Genomic DNA, 22592 nt, shown 5'->3' on the forward strand with positions numbered 1-22592 from the left:
GGGGGCAGCGGTGGTACGCGGAACCGACATCCGTCCGGTGATGACCGGGGTGCCCGGCGTGGGTCGGGTGCTGGTGGTCATCCCCACCTACAACGAGGCCGACAACGTGACCGCGATCGTGCGGCGGGTCCGCGTGGCCGCGCCGCAGGTGGAGATTCTGGTCGCCGACGACAACAGTCCGGACGGCACGGGCGACATCGCCGAGGGCATCGCCCGCGCCGACCGGCGGGTGCACGTGCTGCACCGGGAGGGGAAGCAGGGACTCGGCGCGGCGTACCTGGCGGGGTTCGCGTGGGCGCGGCGGCGTGGTTTCGACGCGGTGGTGGAGATGGACGCCGACGGTTCCCACGCCCCGGAGGACCTGCCGGCGTTGCTGGCCGCTGCCCGCGACGCCGACGTGGTGATCGGATCGCGGTGGACCCGGGGCGCCCGGGTGGTGAACTGGCCGTTGCGGCGGCTGTTGCTGTCGCGGTGCGGCAACCTGTACGCGCGGCTGGCGTTGGGTATGCCGGTCGCCGACGCCACCGGCGGCTACCGGGTCTACCGGGCCGGGGTGCTGGACGCCCTGGATCTGGATTCGGTGTGTTCGCAGGGGTATTCGTTCCAGGTGGAGTTGTCCCGGCTGGCGCACCGTGCGGGTGCGCGGATCGTGGAGGTGCCGATCACGTTCGCCGAGCGGGAACGCGGCGCCAGCAAGATGAGCCCGTTGATCGTCGTGGAGGCGCTGTGGCGGATCACCGGCTGGGCGGTGCGTGACCGGCGTACGGCGGTGCGGCGTGGGCTGCGCGCGGCCACGGCTGGACAGGCGCGGTGGCCCTGAGCGCGGCTCGGTTCGCCACGGGCGAGCCTCCTCGAACCCGCGCTGAGCGGTCGCGTGTCATGCTTGACGAACGGGACGGCTGCGCCGCCGGGGCGGGGCCGCCACGATGAGGCGCCGTGAGGCGGTTGGGGTGAAATGCGCCGAACACTGAGGTTCGTACCGTTGGCTCTACTGGTGTCCGTGGCCGTGGAGATCGCCGTGTTCGTGGTGGTGGGTCGGACGCTCGGGTTCGGTGCGGCGACGCTGCTGGTGTTCGCGGCCTCGCTGCTGGGTCTGGTGTTGCTGCGCCGGGAGGGCGTGCGGGCGTGGCGGGGTTTCCGGGAGGCGGCGCAGTCGGGTCGGCCGCCCGGTCGGCAGGTGACCGACGGGCTGGTGGGGCTGCTCGGTGCGTTGCTTTTGGCGACCCCGGGGCTGGTCAGTGGCCTGGTGGGGTTGCTGTTGCTGGTGCCGCCGGTGCGCCGGTTGACCCGGGGTGGGGTGCAGCGGGCCGCTGAGCGTCGGGTGTCGTCGATGACCGCCGGTGACCTGTTCGGTCCCCGTCGGGTGCGGGTGTACCGGGGTGGGCCGCAGCAGCCGGGGCAGGCTCCGCCGCCGCAGGGCCCGGCGACGACACCGCCGCAGACCTCCGCTGCCGGGACGCGTCCGGCGGTGGAGGGCGAGGCCATCGAGGGTGAGATCGTGGAACCGCGCTGACGTACGCGAAACGGCGCCCCCGGGACTTCCGGGGGCGCCGTTGACGTGAACGGGTCAGGCGCGGCCGCGACGGGTGCGAACCTCTTGCAGCCGTTCGGCCAGGATGTCCTCAAGCTCGGCGATCGAACGTCGCTCCAGCAGCATGTCCCAGTGGGTGCGCGGCGGCTTGGCCTTCTTCTGCTCGGGCTCGCTGCCGTCGACCAGCCGGGCCACGCTGCCGTCGAACTTGCATTCCCAGGTGGTCGGCACCTCGGCGTCGACGGCGAACGGCACCTCGAACTGGTGACCCTTGGCGCACAGGTACTCGCGGGTCTGCCGCGGCGCGAGCTCCGTGTTGCGGTCGGATTCGTAGCTGACCGCGCCCAGCCGGCTTCCGCGCAGCATACGCTCGCCCATGATCGACTTCCCCTCTTCGGTGGTGCAGGTCCTATCGGTGTAACGGTCCGTCTCCGCCGGGCCATTCCCGCTCCCCGCGCCTCGACGACCCCGTACACCCGGGTGCGCAGTCCAGGGTAGCCGGCCATGACGTACGCCCGGCGAGGGTCGTCCCGGCCGGGTCGTCTCGGCGGACCGTCACCGCCAGCGGGAATGGTAACCGGCCGAGGTCGTCGCCCGGCGACGCAGTGGCTTGACGCGCCGGGCGGGCACCCGTTGGTGTGCGACGGCCCGGTCAGCCGGTCCGCGGTGTCGGTGGCAGCGGCAACGGCAGCCCCGGCAGACCGTCGATGCTGGTGGCGACGTTGTCCTTGCCGGCGAAGTAGGCGTCCAGCGACGTGTCGTCCTCCCGGGCGAAACGGCGGGCGTGCAGGTCCCGGTCGGTGTCGTAGGTCATCAGTGGCACCGCGTAGCCGCAGGTGTCGCGGATCAGCCGGGCGTGCACCACGATGACCGCTCGCAGGCCGTGCTGGGTGGCGTCGATGTCGGGGAAGTGTGCCAGCAGGTCGGGGAAGCGGGGGTCGTCACGGAACACCGGCTCGCCCCGGCCGTGTACCCGCACGATGTTGGGCGGGCCGGTGAAGGCGCACCACATCAGCGTGATCCGGCCGTTCTCCCGCAGGTGGGCGATGGTCTCGGCGTTGCTGCCGGCGAAGTCCAGATAGGCCAGCGTCTGCTCGTCGAGCACCGCGAGGCAGCCCCGCAGGCCCTTCGGGGACAGGTTGACGGTGCCGTCGCCGGCCAGCGGGGCGGTCGCGGTGAAGAACATCGGCTGTGCCTCGATGAACTCCCGCAACCGCCCCTCGATGCGCTCATGCGTCTTACCCATACCGCCATCCTCCCCCACCCCCACCCGCCGCCCGTTGCCGCGCCGGGTGAGGGTCAGGGAGTGGGGCGGGTGAGGGCGGTGGCCAGGTCGGCGACCTTCGCGGCCAGCTGCGCCACCCGCTCACGGGCACCGTCGCGGTCTGCCTCGGTGGCGCGTAGGCGTACCGTCAGCTCGCTGACCTGGCGCTCGGCGGCGTTGAGCGTCGCCCGTACGCCGGCCAGTTCCTCACCCAACCGGTCGGCGCGGCCGGCGAGCGCGGCCTGCTGCTCACCGGCCTGTCGGGCCTGCGTCCGGGCCCGTTCGCGGTCGGCCTCGGCCTGCGCCCGCGCCTGCTCCGCCCGTTCGGCCTCCGCCCGGGCCGCAGCCGACTCCGCCCGGGCCTGCTCGGTGTCCACTCGGGCCTGCTCGGCTGCGGCCCGGGTCTGGTTCAACTCGACCCGCAGCCGGTCGGCCTCGGTTAGCGCCGCGGCGCTGGCGGTGGCGGCCCGCTCCGCCTCGGCACGGGCGGCGTCGCGTTCGGCGACCAGGTCGTCGTGGCGACGACGCTCGGCGGTCAGGTCGGCGCGCACCGAGGTCACCTCGGCGCGGGCGGCGTCGCGATCGGCCTCGGCCTGCGAACGCAACGCCTGCGCGGCGGCGGCCTCCCGCCGCGCCTCGTCCCGGGCGGTCTGCGCATCCTGCGCCCGCTGGGCGGCCGATTCCGCCTGCTCGGTCGCGCGGGCGGCCTCGGCCCGGGCGGCATCCCGCTCGACGGTCGCCGCCTGAGCCTGCCGACGCTGCCGCTCGGCGTGGGCGTTCGCGTCCTCGGCGGCCCGCAGCGCCTCGTCGCGTTCGGTCTGCGCCGCCGCGATCTCCCCGGCGGTCTCCGCACGCAGCTGCGACAGCTGCCGCTGCACCCCGGCCGGGGACAACTCGGCGTGCAGCGCCTCGGTCAGGGTGTCCACGATCTGGTCGAGCCGGTCCACCGCCTCCCAGGTCCGGGCCACCTGCCCGGGCAGACCCGGGGCGTTGCGGTGCCGCATGCGGCTGTTCCGGGAGGCCCGCTGGCAGGCGCCGTCGTTGTCCCGGCAGTACCGGAACGGGCGGCCGGCGCCGGCCCGCTGCGGCACCTCCCGCCCACAGTGGGCGCAGGGGCGGGTGTCGGCGGCGGAAGTCGACTCAACGTCCATCGAACGGGCAGTCTAGTGCCCCGCCCGGCGCCGCCGACCAGGTCACGGCGACGCCGGGCTACCCATTGAAGGACACCTCGACCGGCTCACCGGCGGGCATCCTCCGCACCGTCTCGCCGTACGGGCTGCGGACGCGCAGTCGTCGGGGCACCGCCGAGACCAGCCGGGCCCGCACCGCACCCGGCCGCCACGCCAACTCCTCGACGGTGACCCGCCCGGGACAGCGCACCCCGCGCAGGGTGCCACGGGGCAGCCCCGGCAACGGCGCCGGCAGCAGCCGCAGCCGGCCCGGCCGCCCCTGCACCAGCGCCTCGATCAGCACCGCCGGCAGGGCGTGCGCGGCGTCGGCGTTGTAGGTGACCCGACCCGGGTTGTGCGCGCTCATCAGCGACCGGAAGAACATGTCGTTGCCGACGATCTTGAGGAGGTTCGCTTCGACAAGTGGCCCGTCGTGCAACCGGGCGGCGACCAGCGCCCGGTGCAGGCTGCCGTGCGCGGACAGGTTCTCCTCGCCCCGGCGGCGCAACGCCCGGTGCGCGGCGGCGGCCAGTTCCGGAGTGTCCTCCGGGTTGATCTCGTCCAGTGGCCACACCGGATACAGGTGGCTGACGTGGCGGTGGTTCTCGTCGGCCCGGTAACCGGGCCACGCCCACTCGGTCAACGCACTGTCGGCATCGAGGCGGTACGGCGGCAGCCGCGCCGCCAACCGCGTCCACCGCCGCTGGCCGGTCAGCGCGGCGGCCACCGTGAACGCGTGCCGCGCCGCGGCGAGGTCCATGGTGGCGTTGACCGCCACGTGCACCGCCGTGCCCGACTCGTCCAGCGGCCCGGTCTCCGCCGAGTACGACGGCACGTACCCCCACGTCCCGTCGTCGCCGGTGGAGGTCAGCACGTCGGCGAAGAACTCGGCCACCTCCACCAGCCAGCCCGCCACCTCACCCAGCGGCTCCCCGGTCACCAGATGCCGCTCGTAGAGCGGGAACAGCAGCCAGTGCGCACCCGGCAGCCACGCCGCGAACGGCCAGTCCGGATGCAGATGGAACAGGTGGCCGTGCTCGCCGTCGGTGCGGCTGGGCGCCAGTAGGCCGCGCGCGCCGTAGATGGCGCGGGCGTTGCGTCGCCAGTGCTCGACCTGGGCGCGTACCAGCCGGGCGTGCGCCTCGGTGACCTCCGGCAGGGCCGCCACGTTGGCCGAGGCCAGTTGCAGGTTGAGGTTGGCGTCGGTGGTGAAGTCGCCGGCCCAGGCCGCGTCCCACGAAGCGAGCCACAACCCGGTCAGCCGGGGTGGCAGCACACCACTGGCGCTGAGCAACAGGTAACGCCCGGCGTGGAACAGTCGCTCCAGCAGCGCCGCGTCCAGCGTGTGCGGGTCGGCGGCCTGCCGGGCCAGCAGGTCACCGACCGGCAACGCCCGCTGCGCCGCCGGTACCGCCAGGTCCAGCTCGACCCGCCGGTACGCCGGGGTGTGCCGGGCCGTGTGCCGGGCGAGCAGGTCACCGTAGCGGGCGTCGCGGTGGGCGGTCAGCCGGCGCTGCAACGCCCCGGTACGCCACCGGTCGCGCGGGCGGTCGAGGACCGTCAGCAGCAGGGCGGGCCCGTCGACGTGCACCTGGTCGCCGTCGATCTCGACCGCGCCGCGCAGCAGGGTCAACCCCTCGAAGCCGTACGCCGCGCCGGCCGTCGGGTAGCGGGCCCGCACCCGCAGGAAGACCAGCCCGTCGCGGCGGTACGCCGACACCGCGTAACGCAGGCCGGCGGGGCGGCCGGGCAGTTCGCCGGTCGCCCCGACCCGGCAGGCTCCCATGTCCAGCCGGGTGACGATCAGCCGGTCGGTACGCGAGACGAACGAGCGGCGGCTCCCGCCGGCCCACCGCACCACGACCTCGCCGGTGTCGAAGTCGGTGTACCGGCGGTAGTCGCCCACCGGTGGGCCGTCGGCGTCGACGGTGAGCGCGAAGCCGGGATGAAACGACTGGGTCCAGCGCAGCACGCCGTCACCGGCCAGCAGCTGGCTGGCCTGCGCCCGCCGACCGGTCAGGATCAACCGCCGGATCCGGGGCAGCAGCGCGGCCAGCTGTGGGGCACGGGCGTCGTGGGTGCCGTTGGGCAGCACGAACCGGTGGTGGTTGACCACGATGCGTTCGGCCCACGGCTGGCCGTGCACCATGATCCCGTACTCGCCGTTGCCGGCGAGCAGGGCGTCCTGCCAGTCGGTGGCCGGTGCGGTGTCCCAGATCCGGTGGACCGGACCGGTCACCGGGCCGCCGCCCGACCGTCGTGCGTCACCGGCGCGCCGGTGGCCGCGGCCGTGCTGTCCCGGACGGTCAGTCGGGGTTCCAGCAGCGTCACCTGCGGGGCCGGCTCGTCCCGCAGCTTGCGCATGAGCAGTGACACGGCCTGCCGGCCGATCTCCTCGGCGGGTACCGGCACCGAGGTCAGGCGGGGGCTGGCGTGCTCGGCGAACTGGTCCGGGCAGACGGCCACCACCGAGACGTCATCGGGCACCCGTCGACCCAGCGCGGCCAGCGTCGCCTGCACCGGGCCGACCGCCGCCTCGTTCTGCACCACCAGAGCGGACAGCTCCGGTTGCCGGGCGAACAGCTCGACCACCCGTGCGTGCACCTCGGCGGCGTTTTCCTCGCAGGGCAGCGCGACCGCCTCGACGCCGTGCCGGGCCGCCGCCTCGACCACGCCCGCCCGGGTGCGGTGGGCGAATCCGGTGCCCCGGTCGTAGACGGCGGCCGGTGCGCCGAGCAACGCGATGCTGCGGTGTCCGAGCCCCGCCAGGTGTTCCACGCAGACCTGCCCGGCCCGGTGGAAGTCCAGGTCCACACAGGTCAGCCCGTCGGGGTCGGCGGGCAGCCCGATCAGCACGCTGGGCCGCCCAAGCCCGCGCAGCAGCGGCACCCGCACGTCGTGCAGTTCCACGTCCATCACCAGCACCCCGTCGACCAAGGCACCGGCGGCGATGCGGTGCAACCCCTGCGGGCCCTCGTCGGAGGTCAGCAGCAGCACGTCGTGGTCGTGACCGCGGGCGGAGGTCACCACCGCCGTGGCGAACTGCATCACCACCGGCACCTGGATGCCCGAGCGCAGCGGCAACACCAACGCGATGACGTTGGCGCGGCGGCTGGCCAGGGCCCGCGCGCCCGCGTTCGGGTGGTAGCCGAGCAACCGGACGCTGGCCAGCACCCGGTTGCGGGTCAGCTCCGAGATGGCCCGCTTGCCGCTGAGCACGTACGACACGGTGCTCACCGCGACACCGGCGTGGCGGGCCACGTCGGCGATGGTGGGTTGACCGGACGGCACCCGGCCCCGCCCGCTCACCGGACTCCGCTCGTGGCGTGCGGCCGGGCCGGCGGCGTGAGCGGCTCACCGCGTACGGCCACCGCGCCGACCAGCCGCACGTCGGTGGCGGAACGCCCGACCAGCACGGTGTGGGTGGCGTCCTCCACCACGAAGCTGCCCGCGTCGGTGTCCCACCAGCTCAGCTCGGCGCTGCGCAGCCGCAGCGTGACGGTACGCCGTTCGCCGGGGGAGAGGACGATCCGGGCGAAGTCGCGTAGTTGCCGCAGCGGCTGCTTCACCCGGGAGCGCCGTTGCCGGGTGTAGAGCTGCACCACCTCGACACCGGGACGTTCACTGGTGTTCGTGACGTCCACGCTCACCTCCACCTCCTCTCCGACGCTCACCGTCGTGGCGCTCAACCGCAGGTCGCGGTAGTCGAACTCGGCGTAGGACAGCCCGTGCCCGAACGGGTACAGCGGCTCGCCCCGGTAGTACAGGTAGGTGGAGTCCGCGCCGATCACGTCGTAGTCGAGCAGGTCGGGCAGGTCGGCGGTGTCGGCGTACCAGGTCTGGGTGAGCCGGCCACCGGGGTCGGTGTCGCCGAGGAGCACCTCGGTCAGGGCGCGGCCGTGTTCCTGCCCGCCGTGCGCCGACCAGAGCACCGCCGGCAGCTGCTGTTGTGCCCAGCCCAGCGCGTACGGGTAGCTGCTGGTCACCACCAGCACGGTGCGCGGGTTGGCGGCGTGCACGGCGCGCAGCATCGCCTCCTGCCGGGCCGGCAGGGCCAGGTCGAGACGGTCCTCGGTCTCGCGTCCGTTGACCATCGGGTGGTTGCCCAGGGTCACCACCGCCACGTCGGCGGCCGCGGCCAGTTCGGCGGCCCGCGCCGCACCGTCGGTGACCAGGTCAATGCCGAAGCCGGTGCCGGCCTGCCGGTCGTCGCCGTCGACCCGCAGCCGGCCGTCCTGGTCCACGGTGACGTACCGGTCGGTGGCCAGGTGGCGCAGCAGCACGGTGCCGTCGGGCAGCGGGTCGAACTGGAAGGTTTCCCGGACCACCCAGCCGCCGGGGCCGGACCGGTCGTTGACAAGCGCGCCGTCGTCGTCGACGCCGACGTGGCGGCCGTTGCCGACGGCCCGCAACGCGACCGTGTCCCGACCCCAGTCGAACACGTCGAACGAGGCCGGGTCGACGCCGACGGTCAGCGGCCCGCCCTCGGCGTCGTCGGTGCAGCCCACGTAACGGTCACCCACCCGCAGCGCGATCCGGTCGGCACCCGGGTGGGTGGTGATCGTCGGCAGCCGCTCGGCCAACCCCGCAAGGGCGCTGATCGCGTACGGCAGGGTGCCGCTGTACCAGTCGGTGTGCACGGTGTCGGCGAGCGGACCGAGCACCGCGATCCGCAGGTCGGGCGCGAGCGGCAGCAGCCCGCGGTTGCGCAGCAGCACGATGGACTGCCGGGCGGCCTCCCGGGCCAGGTTCCGGTGCGCCGGGCAGTCGATCACCTCCGGGCCGGTCTGGGCGTACGGGTCGGTGTGCGGCGGATCGAGGTCGCCCAGCCGCAGCCGGACGGTGAGCACCCGACGGACCGCCCGGTCCACGTCGGACTCGGTGATCAGTCCACGGCCCAGGGCCTCGGTGAGGTGTCGCCGGGTGGGCGCGCTGTCGGTGTCGTCCTCGGTGAAGCTGTCGATCCCGGCGCGTAGCGCCGCGGCGAATCCGTCGACGTGGTCGGGCAGGTGGCCCTGCACCTCGGCGATGTTGCTCACCGCCCCCGCGTCGCCGACGACGAGAACCTCGCCGGGCGCCCACCGGCGCAGCTCACCGTCGATCAGCGGGCTCAGGTGCGCCGGCACCCCGTCGACCAGGTTGTACGCGGCCATCGCGGCGACCGCCGCGTCGGCGGCGAGGGGGGCGCGGAACGCTGGAAGTTCGTACTCGTGCAGCACCCGGGGCGGCAGGTCGCTGGAGGTGGTGGCCCGGTCGGTCTCGTTGTTGTAGCCGAGGAAGTGCTTGACCGTGGGGGCGGTACGCAGCCGCTGCGGATGCTCGCCACGAAGCCCCTGGGCGTAGGCGGTGGCGAGTCGGCCGGTCAGCCACGGATCCTCCGACCAGCCTTCCTCGTTGCGTCCCCAGCGCGGGTCGCGCAGCGGGTTGACCACCGGCGCCCACACGTTGAGGCCGACGCGCTGGGGGTCGGTGTGGTGTTTGGCGCGTACCTCGGCGCCGACGGCGTCACCGACGGCGCGTACCAGGTCGGGGTTCCAGCTGCTGGCCAGGCCGATGGCCTGGGGGAAGACGGTCGCCGGTCCGAGCCAGGCGACGCCGTGCAGTGCCTCGGTGCCGGTGCGGAAGCCGGGCAGGCCGAGCCGGGGGACGGGGGTCTGCCACTGGTGCAGCAGCCCGATCTTCTCCGGCAGGGTGAGTCGGGCCAGCAGGTCGTCGACGCGGTCTCGGATCGGGGGCGTGGTGCGGTCGGTCATGGTGGATCGCCTTCCAGTGCCCGGCGCGCCGGAGGTCGAAGCGCTTCGACGGCGGATGGCCGAGCGGCCTCGCAGGTCATGGTGGGGTGACGGTCGTCGGCCCGGACGCTGGCGAAGCGCTTCGACAAACCGTGGAAAGCAAGCCGCCCCGGGTGCCCGTGCGGAGCGGCTCGCTTCGAGGTTGGCACCTGGGAAGGGTCGGGTCAAGACTCCGACCGGCCGAGCGGGTATCGACCGGTGACGTTGCCCGCCGGGTCAGCGGACGGGCAGCCGTCCGGCCTCGACGGTGGCCAGTGCGGCGGTTGCGCCGCCGAGCGCGGCGGCCGTGTCCAGGGTGGAGGCTTCCAGCCGGCAGCCGCCGGCGCCGGGGGCGTGGGCCCGGGCGGCCAGCTCCGACCGGGCCGCCGGCAGCAGCCAGGGCGCCAGGGTGGCGAGATGGTCGCCGAGCACGACCGTCTCCGGGTTGAGCAGGTCGGCCAGGACGGCGACGCCGCGGCCCAGGTGCCGGCCGATCTCGGCCAGGCCGCTGCACACCCCCGGATCGTCCTGCCGGGCCAGCGCCACGATCCGGGTCAACTCCGGCAGGTAGTCGAGGACCGGGCCGTCGGCCTCGGCGTCGGGCAGCAGCCGGTGCACCACGGCGGGCAGGCCGACCAGGGCGGTCAGGCAGCCGTGGACGCCGCAGGCGCACGACGGCCCGTTCGGATCCAGCGGCAGGTGCCCGATCGCCCCGGCGAAGCCACGCCCGCCGCGGAGCAGTCGTCCGGCGGCGATGATGCCGGCGTCGACGGTGATACCGCCGGTCAGGTGGACCAGTTCGGTGGTGCCCGCGTGACCGCCGTGCCGCTGCTCGGCGAGGGCGGCCAGGTTGGCGACGCTGTCGACCCCGACGGCGAACTCCGGATCCCGCAGGATGGCGCGCAGTTCCGCCGCGACCGGCACGTCCCGCCAGCCCAGGGCGCTGGCCAGTGGCACCGCGCCGGACGGGTCGACAAGGCCGGGTACGCCGACGGTGAGGCCCAGCACGGTGCGGCCCTGCGCGGTGACCCGCCCGACCGCCCGCCGGGCGAGCGCGGCCAGGGCGCGCAGCGTCTCGGTGGGGGGCACGGTGGTCGCGGCGAAGGCCCGCCGCCAGGTCAGCAGCCGGCTGCCGCCTAGGTCGATGGCGACAGCCACCAGCTCGTCGGGGCCGATCTGCAGGCCCAGCGCGGCGTACGGCTCGCCGTCGAGGACCAGCATCGTGGCGGGTCGGCCGACCCGGTTCTCGGTGAGCCCGGTCTCGCGGACCAGCCGCTTGTCGATCAGCTCGGTCACCAGGCTGGAGACGGTGGCCTTGTTCAGGCCGGTACGGGCGGCGATGTCGGCGCGGGAGCAGGGGGCGTGCAGGCGTACGTGCCGCAGCACCACCGCCCGGTTGGCGACGCGGACGTCACCGAGGTCGGTCGGCTGCGGTTCGTTGTGGATGCTGATCACGATCTGCCCGCTCCCTGCGCCGGTGTCGCGGCGCGCGTCCATCATCGCGTACCGCGCTGGCGGGGCCGACCAGGCCGCCAGCGCTGTCTTGTGGGACGGATTGCCGTCGATTAGTTTGTTCGGCTAGAACCCCAACTAATCCTAGCCGGAGTCCCCCGCTCCGCAAACCGTTATCGACGACGAAGGGAGTGCGCCGTGACGCCTTCTGCGCGCACATCCACCGACCGCCGGACCATGCTGCGGCTGATCGGCCTCGGTGCCGCCGCGACCGTGGGCGGCGGCGCCCTGGCCGGTTGCAGCAAGGAGGCCGGCAGCCAGGGCAGCGCCACGAACGCCGACGCCATCAAGGCGGTGCTGCCCACCTACAAGCCGGCCGAGCTGCTCAAGCCGGACATCCCCGGCGAGGGCCCGATCCCGCACGGCTACCTCAGCTACCCGCGCGAACTCGTCGACGCGGTCACCGAGACACCCGGCCGGGGTGGTCCGCCGATCCAGACGATGAGCCCCTGGTGGGGGCCGACCCCGCCGCCGCTGGGCCGCAACTCCTACCTGGGCGCGGTGAACGGCAAGCTCGGCGTGGAGGTCAACCCGAGCCTGCAGGACGGCCTGACCTACGCCGACAAACTCAACGCCATGCTCGGCGCCCGCGACGTGCCGGAGCTGCTGTCCGCGCCGAACTGGGAGGTGGACAAGGTCGCCCGGTTCTCCGACGCGGTCAAAGCGTTGTTCACCGACCTGACCGACCACCTCCAGGGCGACAACGCGGCGAAGTACCCGTACCTGGCGGCGCTGCCCAGCGGCGCCTGGGAGTACTCGGTCTGGGGTGGGCGGCTCTACGCCGTGCCGTTCCCCACCGACGGTCCGTTCGCGTGGGCCATGTTCTACCGCAAGGATCTGCTCGGCGCCGCCGGCCTGGCCACCCCCACCAGCCCCGACGAGCTGTACGAGTTCGGCAAGAAGGCCACCGACCCGGCCAAGGGCGTGTGGGCCTTCGGCAGCGTCTTCGAAATGATCCAGCAGTACTTCGGCTGCAACCAGACCTGGCGCAAGAAGCCCGACGGCGGTCTGCAGCACAAGTTCGAGGACCCGGCGTTCGAGGCGGCGCTGGCGTTCACCGCCCGGCTGTTCGCCGAGGGCCTGGTACACCCGGACACGGCGGAAAGCAAGGGCGAGGACGAGAAGCAACTGTTCAACTCCGGCAAGATCCTCATGTACCGTGACGGCCTCGGCGCCTGGCAGGGCATGCAGAGCGAACGGGCCAAGGAACTGCCCACCTTCGACATGCAGCCGCTGCCGGTCTTCGGCGCGCAGGGCGCCCAGCCGGTCATCTGGGGCAGCGAGAAGCCGATCTTCTACACCTTCCTCAAGAAGGACCTGCCCGCCGAGCGGGTCGACGAGATGCTGCGGGTGCTCAACTGGTGTGCCGCCCCGTTCGGCAGCCGGGAGTTCGAGCTGCGCGAGTACGGCGTGGAGGGGCAACACTTCACCCGGGGCACCGACGGCACGCCAGCCCTCACCGAGCTGGGCCGTAAGGAACTCGGCGCGCAGTACACCCACATCGGCGGCCGGGTGCCGGTCAAGGTGCGCAGCGGCGACACCCCGAACTACGTGCAGGACTACATCGGGTACTACCGCAACCACATCGGCCAGATGGAGCAGGACCTGTTCGCCGGGATCAAGCTGGAGCTGCCGGCGAACTGGTCGAAGATCATCCAGCCGACCGAGGACAAGATCCGGGACATCCTGCGCGGCCGTCGCCCGGTCAGCGACCTGGCCCAGGTACGCAAGGAGTTCCTCGACACCGGTGGCGAGGAGGGCCGCGCGTTCCACGAGAAGGCGCTCGCCGACAACGGCCGATGAGCGGGCGGGTGAGTGCGCCGCCGACCGGTGCCGGGGTGCGGTCGTGAGTGCCCCCGGCGCCGTGGACACGCGACCACCCGCGGGGCGTACGCCGTCACCGCGGCGTCCCCGGCGGGGTGGGCGGCGCAGCCTGCGGGTCCGGTTGCGCCGCGACTGGCCGCTGCTGGCGATGGCCGCACCGGCGGCGGTGCTGCTGCTGGTCTTCCACTACCTGCCCACGCTGGGCAACATCATCGCCTTCCAGGACTACAACCCGTTCGTCGGCGACGACCCGCTTGACGCGTTCCTCAACAGCGAGTGGATCGGCTTCGGCAACTTCGAGGCGCTCTTCCGCGACCCGCTGTTCTGGGACGCGGTCCGCAACACACTGAGCATCACCGCCTTCCAGCTGGTGTTCTTCTTCCCGCTGCCGATCCTGCTGGCGCTCATCCTCAACAGCGTGGTCTCCGGGCGGCTGCGCGGCTTCGTGCAGAGCGTCGTCTACCTGCCGCACTTCTTCAGTTGGGTGCTGGTGGTGACGTTCTTCGTGCAGATGTTCGGTGGAGCCGGACTGCTGGCCCAGGAGATGCGCCAGGCCGGTCTGGAGCCCTGGGGGATCATGACCAACCCGGACACGTTCATCGTGCTGGTCACCGCCGAGGCGGTCTGGAAGGACCTGGGGTGGGGCGCGATCGTGTTCCTGGCCGCACTGTCCGCCATCGACCAGAACCTGTACGAGGCGGCGGCGGCCGACGGGGCCGGCCGGTGGCGGCGGTTGTGGCACATCACCCTGCCCGGACTGCGTCCGGTGATCGTGCTGCTGCTCATCATGCGGCTCGGCGACGCGCTCTCGGTCGGTTTCGAGCAGTTCATCCTGCAACGGGAGGCGGTCGGCCGGCAGGCGGCCGAGGTGCTCGACACGTTCGTCTACTACCAGGCGATCAGCACCCAGCAGTGGGGGCTCGGCGCCGCGGCGGGCCTGTTCAAGGCGGTGGTCGGGCTGGTGCTGATCCTCACCGCCAACAAGATCGCACATCGGCTCGGTGAGCAGGGGGTGTACTCCAAGTCATGACCGCACAGCTCAGTGGGGCCGGCCCGGTACCGGCGGCACCGGCCACAGCGGGGCCACCCGCGCCACCGCCACGGCGACGTCACCCCGGTCGTCCGGTGTGGGCGGGCCGCCCGTCGACGTCGCTGACCATCGGCAAGGGGGTCGTGCTCACGCTGCTGGTGGCGGCGGTGCTGGTGCCGCTCTGGGCGGTGCTGGTCACCAGCCTCGCCTCACGCGGCACCATCGACGACGCGGGCGGCATGGTGATGATCCCTCGGGAATTCGACCCGTCGGCGTACATCACCATCTTCAGCGGCGGCGACGTCACCCGGGCGGTGTGGGTCAGCACCCTGGTCACCGTGTTCGGCACCACGGTCAGCCTGGTACTCACCGTGCTGGCCGCGTACGGGCTGTCCCGGCCGGGCTCGGTGGCCCACCGTGGGCTGCTGTTCTACTTCCTGCTGACGTTTCTGATCTTCCCGGGGCTGGTGCCGAGCTACCTGGTGGTGACCGGGCTGGGCCTCAAGGACAGCCTCTGGTCACTGATCCTGCCCAGCGCGATAAGCGTGTTCAACCTGGTGGTGATCCGCGCGTTCTTCATGAACGTGCCGGCCGAGCTGCTCGACAGCGCCCGCATCGACGGCGCGGGGGAGTTGCGCATCCTCACCCGGATCGTGCTGCCGTTGTCCAAGGCGGTGATCGCCGTGGTCGGGCTCTTCTACGCGGTCGGCTACTGGAACGTGTACTTCAACGCGGTGCTCTACATCGACTCCAACGACAAGTTCCCGATCCAGCGGGTCCTGCAGAGCTACATCCTGGCCGGGCAGTCACCGAACGTCTCGGGCGCGTCGGTGAACCTGCCCGGGGTGACCGCGTACCCGCCGACGCTCGCGGTCAAGATGGCGGTGGTGGTGGTGACGGTGATCCCGGCGGTGATCATCTACCCGTTCGTGCAGCGGCACTTCACCAAGGGCGTGATCACCGGCGCGGTGAAGGGCTGACCCCCACGCGGATCGCGGCCCCGTACCCGCGCGGTGCCCGACTCCGTCCAGTCGGGCACCGCGCGGGTACGGTCAGCCCGATGCGGGGAAGAGCCCCGCGAAGGGCAGGACGGTCACCGCCGCACCGTTGAGCAGTGACCGGGCCGGTCGGTCGGCGTCGCCGACCCCCGCGAGCGCCAGCTGCCCCACCAGCAGCGGCCCCCGGGTCTGGATCCGCAACTCGTCGCCGTCGCGGACCGCCTCGATGCTCGTGTCGCCGGCCACGTCGTGCACGACGGTCCGCCCCTCCACCGCGCCCCAGCAGACCAGAGTGACCTCCCGGAACGGCCCGTCGCCGACCGTGGCCTGCGGCGCGACCAGCGGCAGCAGCGCGCCCCGGCGCACGTACAGCGGCAGCCGGGACAGCGGCACCCGCACCCGCAGGTGCCGGCCTCCCGGGTGCAGTTCGCCGGTGGCGGCGTCGAACCAGTCGTCGCCGACGGGCAGGTACACGTCCCGCTCGCCCGAGGCGTCGGTGACCGGCGCGACCAGCAGATCCGTCCCGAGCCGGTACTGCAGGTCGGTCGTCCAGGCCGTCGGATCCTGCGGGGTGTCGACAAGCAGGGCCCGCATCATCGGTACGCCGGTGCGGGCCGCCTGCACCGCCGCCGACCAGAGGTACGGCATCAACCGGTAGCGCAGCCGCAACGCGGCCACCGCGAGCCGTTCCGCCTCGGCGGGAAACTCCCACGGCAGCCGACTGGTGGTGCCGTGCAGCCGCACCAACGGCGACAGCGCGCCGAACTGCGACCAGCGTACGTAGAGGTCGGGTTCGGGGGTGCCGTGGAAGCCGCCGGTGTCGTGGCTCCAGAACGGCACCCCGGACAGGCCGTGTGACAGGCCGCCGCGCAGCGTGCTGGCCAGGGCCGGCCAGGTGGCGTTGACGTCGCCGCTCCACTGCGCGCTGTGCCGCTGCCCGCCCAGGTAGGACGAGCGGGCCCACACCGCCCGGTGGCCGGCCACCTCCTCGGTGACCGCGGCGACCACGTCGTTGAAGAGCAGGGCGTAAACGTTGTGCAGCTCGACGCCGCTCATCCCGTTGTGCGCCACCGAGTCGGCGGGCACCCCCTCGGCGAAGTCGGTCTTGAACACCGCCACCCCCTGCCGCAGCAGGGGCCGCAGCAGCCCGGTGAACCAGTCCACCGCCGCCGGGTTGGTCAGGTCCACGATGGCCGAGGCCGGGTAGCTGCCGTGCCACACGTCGGCGACGTACGTGCTGCCGTCGGGTCGACGCAGGAAATAGCCGGCCGCGTCGGCCTCAGCGTAGAGCGGGCTGGCCGTCATCAGGTACGGATTCATCCAGAGGCAGACCCGGAAGCCCTGCTCGGACAGGGTCCGCAGCATGCCGGCCGGGTCGGGAAACGCCTCGGTGTCCCAGCGTAAGTCCGACCAGTTGCCGGCCACCTGCCAGTAGCAGTCCAGGTGCAGCACGTCGCAGGGGATGTCGCGTTCGCGCAGGCGCCGGGCCCGCTCCAGCACCCGTTCCTGGCTGTCCGGGTAGAAGCCCGAGGAGACCCAGGTGCCGAAGGCCCAGCGCGGCGGCAGGTACGGCTGCCCGGTCAGCTGGTGCAGCCGGTCGAGCACGTCGGCGGGGGTCGGTCCGGCCAGCACGTAGTAGTCGAGCAGGTCGTCGGGGACGAGGATCTGCACGGCGCTGTGGGTGGACTGGCAGACGTCGAACTGCACCGGCAGCCCGCTGTCGACCAGGACGCCGTAGCCCCGGTTGGACAGGTAGAACGGCACGTTCTTGTGCGCCCGGTCGGACTCGCTGCCGAAGGCGTCGAAGTTCCACATCAGAGCCCGCTGGCCACGCTTGTCCAGTGGGGTGAACTTCTCACCGAAGCCGACGAACCGCTCGTCGCCGGGGGCGACGAAGCTCTCGTGCCAGGCGACCCGGACCCCGTCGCTGGTCGAGTGTCCGAAGGGGAGGGTGCGTTGCCGGCCGCTGATGTCGATCGTGCCCGGATCCTGCTCCAGCAGCACCGAGCCGTCGGGGCGCAGGAACCGGATGTGCCACGGGTCGAGCCGGATCTCGGCGACCAGCGCGCCGGCGTCGATCCGCAGTTGCCGGTCGTCGACGGTGACGGTGGCCGGGTGGGGACGGGGATGCGTCAGCGGCATCAGCCGGGCCGATCGGCTGCGGGCCTGGGGATCCTCGGCCAGCCGTACCCGGATCATGCCGTCGCCAGCCGCGTCGATGCGCACCACCGCCGTCACCCCGTCGGCCAGCACCGCCTTGACGGTGGCGCCGTGTGCGTCGGTGCCGGCGATCTCGGCCCGGCTCACCATGGCCGGGCCACCCTCACCGGGGGTGCGCACCGGCAGGTCGGGTGGGTCGGCGACGAAGGTCTCGTAGGGCACCAGCGGCGGTCTGTACGGCATCAGTTCTCCTCGGCGGCGTTTCGCGGCGGTGCCGACAGTTTCTTTAACTATCCAACGAACTGTCAACGATGACGATGAATGCAATCCACCTTCGACCTGTTGACATGCGCAGTGATGATCCATAGTTTGGATGCATCCCCAACTAAACCGGTGGGCTGGTGATGGTGATGTGGACCGACGGCCCGCTCTGCTACGGCGGCGACTACAACCCCGAGCAGTGGCCGGCGCAGGTCTGGTCCGAGGACGTGGCGCTGATGCGCCAGGCCGGAGTCAACCTCGTCACCGTGGGGGTGTTCGCCTGGTCCCGGCTCGAACCGGCACCCGGCCGGTACACCTTCGATTGGCTCGACCAGGTGCTCGACCTGCTGCACGGCGGGGGCGTACGGGTCGCCCTGGCCACCCCCACCGCCTCGCCACCGCCCTGGTTCTCCCTGGCCCATCCGGGCGCGCTGCCGGTCACCGCCGACGGGATCCGGCTGCACCACGGCAGCCGGGACACCTACTGCGCCGCCACCCCCGCCTACCGCGACGCCGCGCTGCGCATCACCACCGCCCTGGCCGACCGGTACGCCCACCACCCGGCACTGGCCGGCTGGCACGTGCACAACGAGTACGGCACCACCTGCCACTGCGAGCACACCGCCCGCGCCTTCCGGCGCTGGCTCACCACCCGCCACGGTGACCTGGCCACCCTCAACGACGCCTGGGTCACCAGCTTCTGGAGCCAGCACTACTCCGACTGGGCGCAGATCAGCACCCCCCGGGCCACCCAGTACCTGCCCAACCCCGGCCACCTGCTCGACTTCCGTCGCTTCTGGTCGGACACCCTGCTCGCCGCGTACACCGAGCAACGCGACCTGCTGCGGGCGGCGAACCCGGCGCTCACCATCACCACCAACTACGTACTCGGTGACTGGGTGCCGGTCGACCACGCCCGCTGGGCCACCGAGGTCGACCTGGTCGCCGTCGACCACTACCCGTCCGCCGTCGACGGCGGCGCCGAGGAACAGACCGCGCTCGCCGCCGACCTGGCCCGCGGCTGGGCCCGACACGCCGCCCACCGGCGCCCCGGCTCGCCGCCGGCAGGCGGCGCAGCGGCATGGCTGCTGATGGAGAGCGCACCCAACCAGATCCACACCGCCGGACGGATGCACACCAAGGAACCGGGACGGATGCTGCGGCACAGCCTCGCCCACGTGGCCCGCGGCTCACACGGTGCGATGTTCTTCCAGTGGCGGGCACCGGTCGGCGGTGCCGAGCGCTTCCACAGCGCCCTGGTGCCGCACGCCGGCCCGGACAGCCGGGTGTTCCGGGAAACCGTCGCACTCGGTGCCGCGTTGCGTCAGCTCAGCGAGGTCCGGGGCAGCGTCGAGGCGGCCGTGGCGCTGGTGGTCGACGCGACCAGCGGCTGGGCGCTGCGCCACCCGGGCCTGCCGTCGGCCCTGCCGGACCACCACGACGAACTCGCCGCCGCGCACCGGGCACTGTGGCGCAGCGGGTACGCCTGCGACACGCTCACCCCGGGCGACCCTGTCGACGGTTACCGGCTGCTCGTCCTGCCGGCCCTCTACCTGATCGACGACGCCACCGCCGAATGGCTGCGCGGCTACGTCGACGGCGGCGGACACCTGCTGGTCACCTACCTCAGCGGCGTCGCCGACGAGCACGCCCGGGTACGCCTCGGCGGCTACCCCGGCGCCCTGCGGGAACTGCTCGGCGCGTACGCGGAGGAGTTCCACCCCCTCGACGCGGCCGACCAGGTCCGACTCGACGACGGCGGGACCGGGCGGATCTGGGCCGAGACGCTGCGCCTGACCGGCGCCGACACCGTCGTCGCCTACACCGGTGGCGTACTCGACGCTATGCCGGCCGTCACCCGGCACCGGGTCGGCGCCGGCACCGCCTGGTATGTGTCCACCCGCCTCGACGACACCTCCTACCGGCGGCTGCTCGACACCGCGGCGCGGGCGGCCGGCGTCACCACCGTCTGCCCCGACGCGCCCGAGGGCGTCGAGGCGGTACGCCGCCGCGACGGCGCGGCGAGCTGGCTGTTCCTGCTCAACCACACCGACCAGGAGCTGCACGTACCCGCGCGTGGAGTGGACCTGCTCACCGCGACGCCGATCGAGCGGGCGGTCACCCTGGCGCCCGGCGGGGTCGCGGTGCTCCGCGAGCACAAGGGTTGATCCGTCGACTCTGGCTGGCTAATCTCGGACCAGCGCGTCGGGAACGCGCCGAGACTCGCCGGTAGGCTCGAAGCCACCCCCACACACCACCTGTCGAGCGACGGACACCGAAGCTCAGTTCCGCCCGTGCGAGTCCGGGCGAGCAGTGAGGTGCCGTGTGAAGACCCTGCCCGACAACCCCAGCCTCGACCACCTGCGTCAGCAGGCCAAGAACCTGCTCGCCGGCCTGCGCGACATGGATCCGGCCGCGACGCTGACGACCGCTCAGGCCCGGCTGGCCGAGCAGTACGGCTTTCCCACCTGGGCAGCGCTGAAGACCGAGGTCGCCCGGGTGCGGGGCCGGGCCGAGATCGCCGAGGTTTCGCTGGCCCGCGCGATCGCCGCCAGCTACGGTCTCGGCGACGTCGTCGGCGAGATGCGCACAGTCGCCCGTGCCGACGACATGGGGCGTCGATGGTCGCTGGTGACGGACCGGGGCCGCTGGGCGGTGCGGACGATGGACACCTGGTGGCCCATCGTCGACGCCGAGACCGACGTGGCGTTGCAGCAGGCCGCCGCAGCCGCCGGTGTCCTGCTGCCCGCGCCGGTGCGCAGCCGTGCGGGCCGCATCGTCGAAACCATCGGCGGGCACCGTTGGCGGGTCTACGAAGGGCTGCATTCCGGGCCACCACTGCTCGCCCCGGCCCGTTCGTCGCTCACCCGCGCGGTCGGCGGCGTCCTCGCCACGATCCACGGGCTCAGGCTGCCGGTGGATCGGATCAGCCCGTGGCACGGCACCCGGCTGGCCACCGCGAGCTGGCCCGAACTCGCCGCCGTCGCCGCGGCTCGCCAGGCCAGCTGGGCTGGGGCGCTCGACGCCACAGTGGCCACCCTGACGGACCTCGACGGCATCGGCGGCGACACCGGGACGCCGGAACCTGTGCTCTGCCACAACACCCTCGGACCGGCGAGCACCCGGCTGGCCACCAACGGCCGCCTCGTCGTCGTCGGCTGGGAACATGCCGGTGGTCAACCGCCGAGCTGGGAGCTGGCCAACGCACTGCTGGACTGGGCCGTGGTTCCCGGTGGGGAGGTCAACGTGGCCGGCGCCCGCGCGTTGCTCGACGGGTACCGCGCGACGGCGGGCGCCCTGCCGCCGCTGGACCTGGCCGCGTTCCAGGGCGCGGTCACCAGCCTCGCCAACTACGTCTCCGGCCAGGTGAGCGTCGCCCTGGACGCACCCGACGACGAGGAGCGGCGGTACGCCGACCGCAGCGTCGCGCACCTGCTGTCGCACCTGCCCACCCGCGCGGTCCTGGAGAAACTGCTGGACGCGGCCACCGGGCCGGTACGTGTCTGACCTCGACCGGGCTGCCCCGCCCATGGCGGTGCGGGGCTCAGCCGGTGGCGACGGCGGCGCGGGACCGGTCGGCGGCGATCCGCACCGCCATCGCCGCCAGGACCGTGCCCATCAGCATCCGCTGTACGCGCAGCCACAGCGGCCGCCGGCTGAGGAAGCCGGCGATGCCACCGGCGGTGAGCACGATCAACGCGTTCACCGTCAGCGCCACGGTGATCTGGGTCAGCCCCAGCAGCAGGCTCTGCCCGGCGACGTTGCCGCGTGCCGGGTCGATGAACTGCGGCAGCAGCGACACGTACAGGATGGCGATCTTCGGGTTGAGCAGGTTGGTGACCAGACCCATGGTGAACAGCCGGCGGGCCGGATCCGGTGGCAGCGGCGCCGGGTTGAACGGCGACTGCCCGCCCGGGCGCAACGCCTGCCACGCCAGCCACAGCAGGTACGCCGCGCCGGCCAGCTTGACCGCGGTGTACAGCGCCGGCACCAGCACGAACACGGTGGCGATGCCGGCGACCGCGGCACCCAGATACACCGCGAAACCGGCAGCGACCCCGAGCAGCGAGATCAGCCCGGCCCGCCGGCCCTGGGTCACCGACCGCGACACCAGGTAGACCATGTTCGGCCCCGGCGTCAGCACCATCCCGAGGGCGACGAACGCGATGCCGACGATTCCCGCCGTACTGACCATGCCCGTGACCCCCGTCCCACCGTGTGTCTGAGCCTAGGGCACCGGGGAATGCCGGTCGGGCCCGTGACGCTGCGCCATCAGGAGACGGTGGTCACGCTACGGTTGACCGGGGAGGTGGCGACGGTGGAGATGCGGTGGGAGGCGTCGGTCGAGGCGCAGATCCGGTCGGCGCAGGAGCGCGGCGAGTTCGACAATCTGCCCGGTGCGGGCAAGCCGATCGCCGGCCGGGGTCTGCCCTACGACGAGTCCTGGTGGATCAAGAGTTTCCTGGAGCGCGAACAGGTGCCGACCAGCCTGTTGCTGCCCACTCCGCTGCTGCTGCGTCGCCGCATCGAGCAACTCCCCAGCGAGGTCCGGGAACTGCCCACCGAGCAGGCGGTGCGGGCGGTCGTGGCCGACCTCAACGCCGAGGTGCTGGCCTGGCTGCGTAACCCGTCCGGCCCACGGGTCGTGGTGCGCCCGGTCGACGCTGACGCGGTGGTAAGCCGCTGGCAGGACGAGCGGCGGAAGGCGGTCCCGCCGCCCGTCGCCGAACCGCCGGCGCCGCGACGACGCTCCTGGTTCCGCCGCCGCCGCGCCGCCTGATCGCCCTCGCCACCGGCCGGTCGGCGCGGACGATCGATCCACACCAGCTCTGAGCCCGCAGCGGGACGCAACGCCTGTCGCGTGACCGCCTCATCCAGGGCCGTGACGTGACGCACCGTCGGTTGCAGGTCCCGTCGCCGGTTTCTGTCCCTGACACCTGTGGCGCTCTGCCCGGTCATCGGCAACCACATCACCCCAATTAATGGATTACCGGCTACTGCAATCCATTAATTGACCGCCCGAAATCGGGCATAACGTACGCACATCATAATGACTGTTAAGGTGCGTAAGC

At 72.7% G+C, this 22592-nt stretch carries 17 protein-coding genes; 8 read left to right on the top strand and 9 right to left on the bottom strand.

Annotation, left to right across the window (positions count from 1 at the left end; all coding sequences use genetic code 11):
- Positions 1 to 40: 40 nt before the first annotated feature.
- A complete protein-coding gene (locus ACN26Z_RS16760; RefSeq protein WP_421464670.1) occupies positions 41 to 820 on the top strand; it encodes a polyprenol monophosphomannose synthase in 780 nt (259 codons plus the stop codon).
- A 135-nt stretch (positions 821 to 955) separates the two neighbouring features.
- Entirely contained in the window at positions 956 to 1513 is a 558-nt protein-coding gene (locus tag ACN26Z_RS16765) for an FxsA family protein (RefSeq protein WP_282238479.1), read from the top strand.
- Positions 1514 to 1567: 54 nt separating this feature from the next.
- Here the strand turns inward: ACN26Z_RS16765 and ACN26Z_RS16770 are convergent, their stop codons facing one another.
- The 7 genes from ACN26Z_RS16770 to ACN26Z_RS16800 all read right to left on the bottom strand — a co-directional run bounded on the left by ACN26Z_RS16770 (position 1568) and on the right by ACN26Z_RS16800 (position 11190).
- The gene (locus ACN26Z_RS16770) at positions 1568 to 1909 is read right to left on the bottom strand and encodes an RNA polymerase-binding protein RbpA (protein ID WP_046564157.1); all 342 of its coding nucleotides are present in this window, start codon (positions 1907 to 1909) and stop codon (positions 1568 to 1570) included.
- 274 nt (positions 1910 to 2183) lie between these two features.
- Positions 2184 to 2777: a pyridoxamine 5'-phosphate oxidase family protein gene (locus ACN26Z_RS16775; RefSeq protein ID WP_093402366.1), complete on the bottom strand. Its 594-nt coding sequence runs from the start codon at positions 2775 to 2777 to the stop codon at positions 2184 to 2186.
- Positions 2778 to 2830: 53 nt separating this feature from the next.
- The gene (locus tag ACN26Z_RS16780) at positions 2831 to 3946 is read right to left on the bottom strand and encodes a hypothetical protein (RefSeq protein WP_421462173.1); all 1116 of its coding nucleotides are present in this window, start codon (positions 3944 to 3946) and stop codon (positions 2831 to 2833) included.
- A gap of 58 nt (positions 3947 to 4004) precedes the next feature.
- A complete protein-coding gene (locus ACN26Z_RS16785) occupies positions 4005 to 6203 on the bottom strand; it encodes a glycosyl hydrolase family 95 catalytic domain-containing protein (RefSeq protein ID WP_421462175.1) in 2199 nt (732 codons plus the stop codon).
- A complete protein-coding gene (locus ACN26Z_RS16790; RefSeq protein ID WP_421462177.1) occupies positions 6200 to 7273 on the bottom strand; it encodes a LacI family DNA-binding transcriptional regulator in 1074 nt (357 codons plus the stop codon). The genes ACN26Z_RS16785 and ACN26Z_RS16790 overlap by 4 nt, the downstream gene beginning before the upstream one ends.
- Complete coding sequence (locus ACN26Z_RS16795; RefSeq protein ID WP_421462179.1) at positions 7270 to 9717, bottom strand: beta-glucosidase family protein; 2448 nt, start codon at positions 9715 to 9717, stop codon at positions 7270 to 7272. The genes ACN26Z_RS16790 and ACN26Z_RS16795 overlap by 4 nt, the downstream gene beginning before the upstream one ends.
- Positions 9718 to 9972: 255 nt before the next feature.
- Positions 9973 to 11190 (bottom strand): ROK family transcriptional regulator, encoded by a 1218-nt coding sequence (locus tag ACN26Z_RS16800; protein ID WP_421462181.1) that lies wholly within the window; start codon positions 11188 to 11190, stop codon positions 9973 to 9975.
- A gap of 195 nt (positions 11191 to 11385) precedes the next feature.
- On the opposite strand from ACN26Z_RS16800, the gene ACN26Z_RS16805 reads away from it, so the two are divergent.
- Genes ACN26Z_RS16805 through ACN26Z_RS16815 form a run of 3 tightly spaced genes read left to right on the top strand, consistent with a single transcriptional unit; the run spans position 11386 to position 15081 of the window.
- Positions 11386 to 13050: an extracellular solute-binding protein gene (locus tag ACN26Z_RS16805; protein WP_282238472.1), complete on the top strand. Its 1665-nt coding sequence runs from the start codon at positions 11386 to 11388 to the stop codon at positions 13048 to 13050.
- 43 nt (positions 13051 to 13093) lie between these two features.
- Positions 13094 to 14101 carry an ABC transporter permease gene (locus ACN26Z_RS16810; RefSeq protein WP_093402372.1) on the top strand — a complete coding sequence of 336 codons (1008 nt, stop codon included), beginning with the start codon at positions 13094 to 13096 and terminating at the stop codon, positions 14099 to 14101.
- A complete protein-coding gene (locus tag ACN26Z_RS16815; protein WP_093402373.1) occupies positions 14098 to 15081 on the top strand; it encodes a carbohydrate ABC transporter permease in 984 nt (327 codons plus the stop codon). The genes ACN26Z_RS16810 and ACN26Z_RS16815 overlap by 4 nt, the downstream gene beginning before the upstream one ends.
- A 72-nt stretch (positions 15082 to 15153) precedes the next feature.
- On the opposite strand, the gene ACN26Z_RS16820 is transcribed toward ACN26Z_RS16815, so the two are convergent.
- On the bottom strand, positions 15154 to 17502 hold the full coding sequence (locus tag ACN26Z_RS16820; RefSeq protein ID WP_421462183.1) for a TIM-barrel domain-containing protein: 2349 nt from the start codon (positions 17500 to 17502) through the stop codon (positions 15154 to 15156).
- A 161-nt stretch (positions 17503 to 17663) separates the two neighbouring features.
- On the opposite strand from ACN26Z_RS16820, the gene ACN26Z_RS16825 reads away from it, so the two are divergent.
- Together ACN26Z_RS16825 and ACN26Z_RS16830 are read left to right on the top strand one after the other, a co-directional pair.
- The gene (locus ACN26Z_RS16825) at positions 17664 to 19688 is read left to right on the top strand and encodes a beta-galactosidase (RefSeq protein ID WP_421464671.1); all 2025 of its coding nucleotides are present in this window, start codon (positions 17664 to 17666) and stop codon (positions 19686 to 19688) included.
- A 157-nt stretch (positions 19689 to 19845) separates the two neighbouring features.
- Complete coding sequence (locus tag ACN26Z_RS16830; RefSeq protein WP_421462185.1) at positions 19846 to 21027, top strand: phosphotransferase; 1182 nt, start codon at positions 19846 to 19848, stop codon at positions 21025 to 21027.
- Between the two features lie 37 nt (positions 21028 to 21064).
- Here ACN26Z_RS16830 and ACN26Z_RS16835 read toward each other — a convergent pair whose 3' ends face one another.
- Positions 21065 to 21715, bottom strand: coding sequence for a LysE family translocator (locus tag ACN26Z_RS16835; protein WP_421462188.1), 651 nt, complete (start codon positions 21713 to 21715; stop codon positions 21065 to 21067).
- 63 nt (positions 21716 to 21778) lie between these two features.
- Here ACN26Z_RS16835 and ACN26Z_RS16840 point away from each other — a divergent pair, with 63 nt between their 5' ends.
- Positions 21779 to 22300 carry a DUF1992 domain-containing protein gene (locus ACN26Z_RS16840; protein WP_421462190.1) on the top strand — a complete coding sequence of 174 codons (522 nt, stop codon included), beginning with the start codon at positions 21779 to 21781 and terminating at the stop codon, positions 22298 to 22300.
- The last annotated feature ends 292 nt before the right edge of the window (positions 22301 to 22592 follow it).

The organism is Verrucosispora sp. WMMD703 (assembly GCF_049178935.1).
GTDB classification, from domain to species: domain Bacteria; phylum Actinomycetota; class Actinomycetes; order Mycobacteriales; family Micromonosporaceae; genus Micromonospora; species Micromonospora sediminimaris.

Coding starts and splice junctions, on each gene's coding strand:
- ACN26Z_RS16835 (WP_421462188.1), bottom strand. CDS start 21,715: ATGGTCAGTACGGCGGGAATCGTCGGCATCGCGTTCGTCGCCCTCGGG.
- ACN26Z_RS16775 (WP_093402366.1), bottom strand. CDS start 2,777: ATGGGTAAGACGCATGAGCGCATCGAGGGGCGGTTGCGGGAGTTCATC.
- ACN26Z_RS16760 (WP_421464670.1), top strand. CDS start 41: ATGACCGGGGTGCCCGGCGTGGGTCGGGTGCTGGTGGTCATCCCCACC.
- ACN26Z_RS16765 (WP_282238479.1), top strand. CDS start 956: ATGCGCCGAACACTGAGGTTCGTACCGTTGGCTCTACTGGTGTCCGTG.
- ACN26Z_RS16820 (WP_421462183.1), bottom strand. CDS start 17,502: ATGCCGTACAGACCGCCGCTGGTGCCCTACGAGACCTTCGTCGCCGAC.
- ACN26Z_RS16815 (WP_093402373.1), top strand. CDS start 14,098: ATGACCGCACAGCTCAGTGGGGCCGGCCCGGTACCGGCGGCACCGGCC.
- ACN26Z_RS16825 (WP_421464671.1), top strand. CDS start 17,664: ATGGTGATGTGGACCGACGGCCCGCTCTGCTACGGCGGCGACTACAAC.
- ACN26Z_RS16795 (WP_421462179.1), bottom strand. CDS start 9,717: ATGACCGACCGCACCACGCCCCCGATCCGAGACCGCGTCGACGACCTG.
- ACN26Z_RS16770 (WP_046564157.1), bottom strand. CDS start 1,909: ATGGGCGAGCGTATGCTGCGCGGAAGCCGGCTGGGCGCGGTCAGCTAC.
- ACN26Z_RS16780 (WP_421462173.1), bottom strand. CDS start 3,946: ATGGACGTTGAGTCGACTTCCGCCGCCGACACCCGCCCCTGCGCCCAC.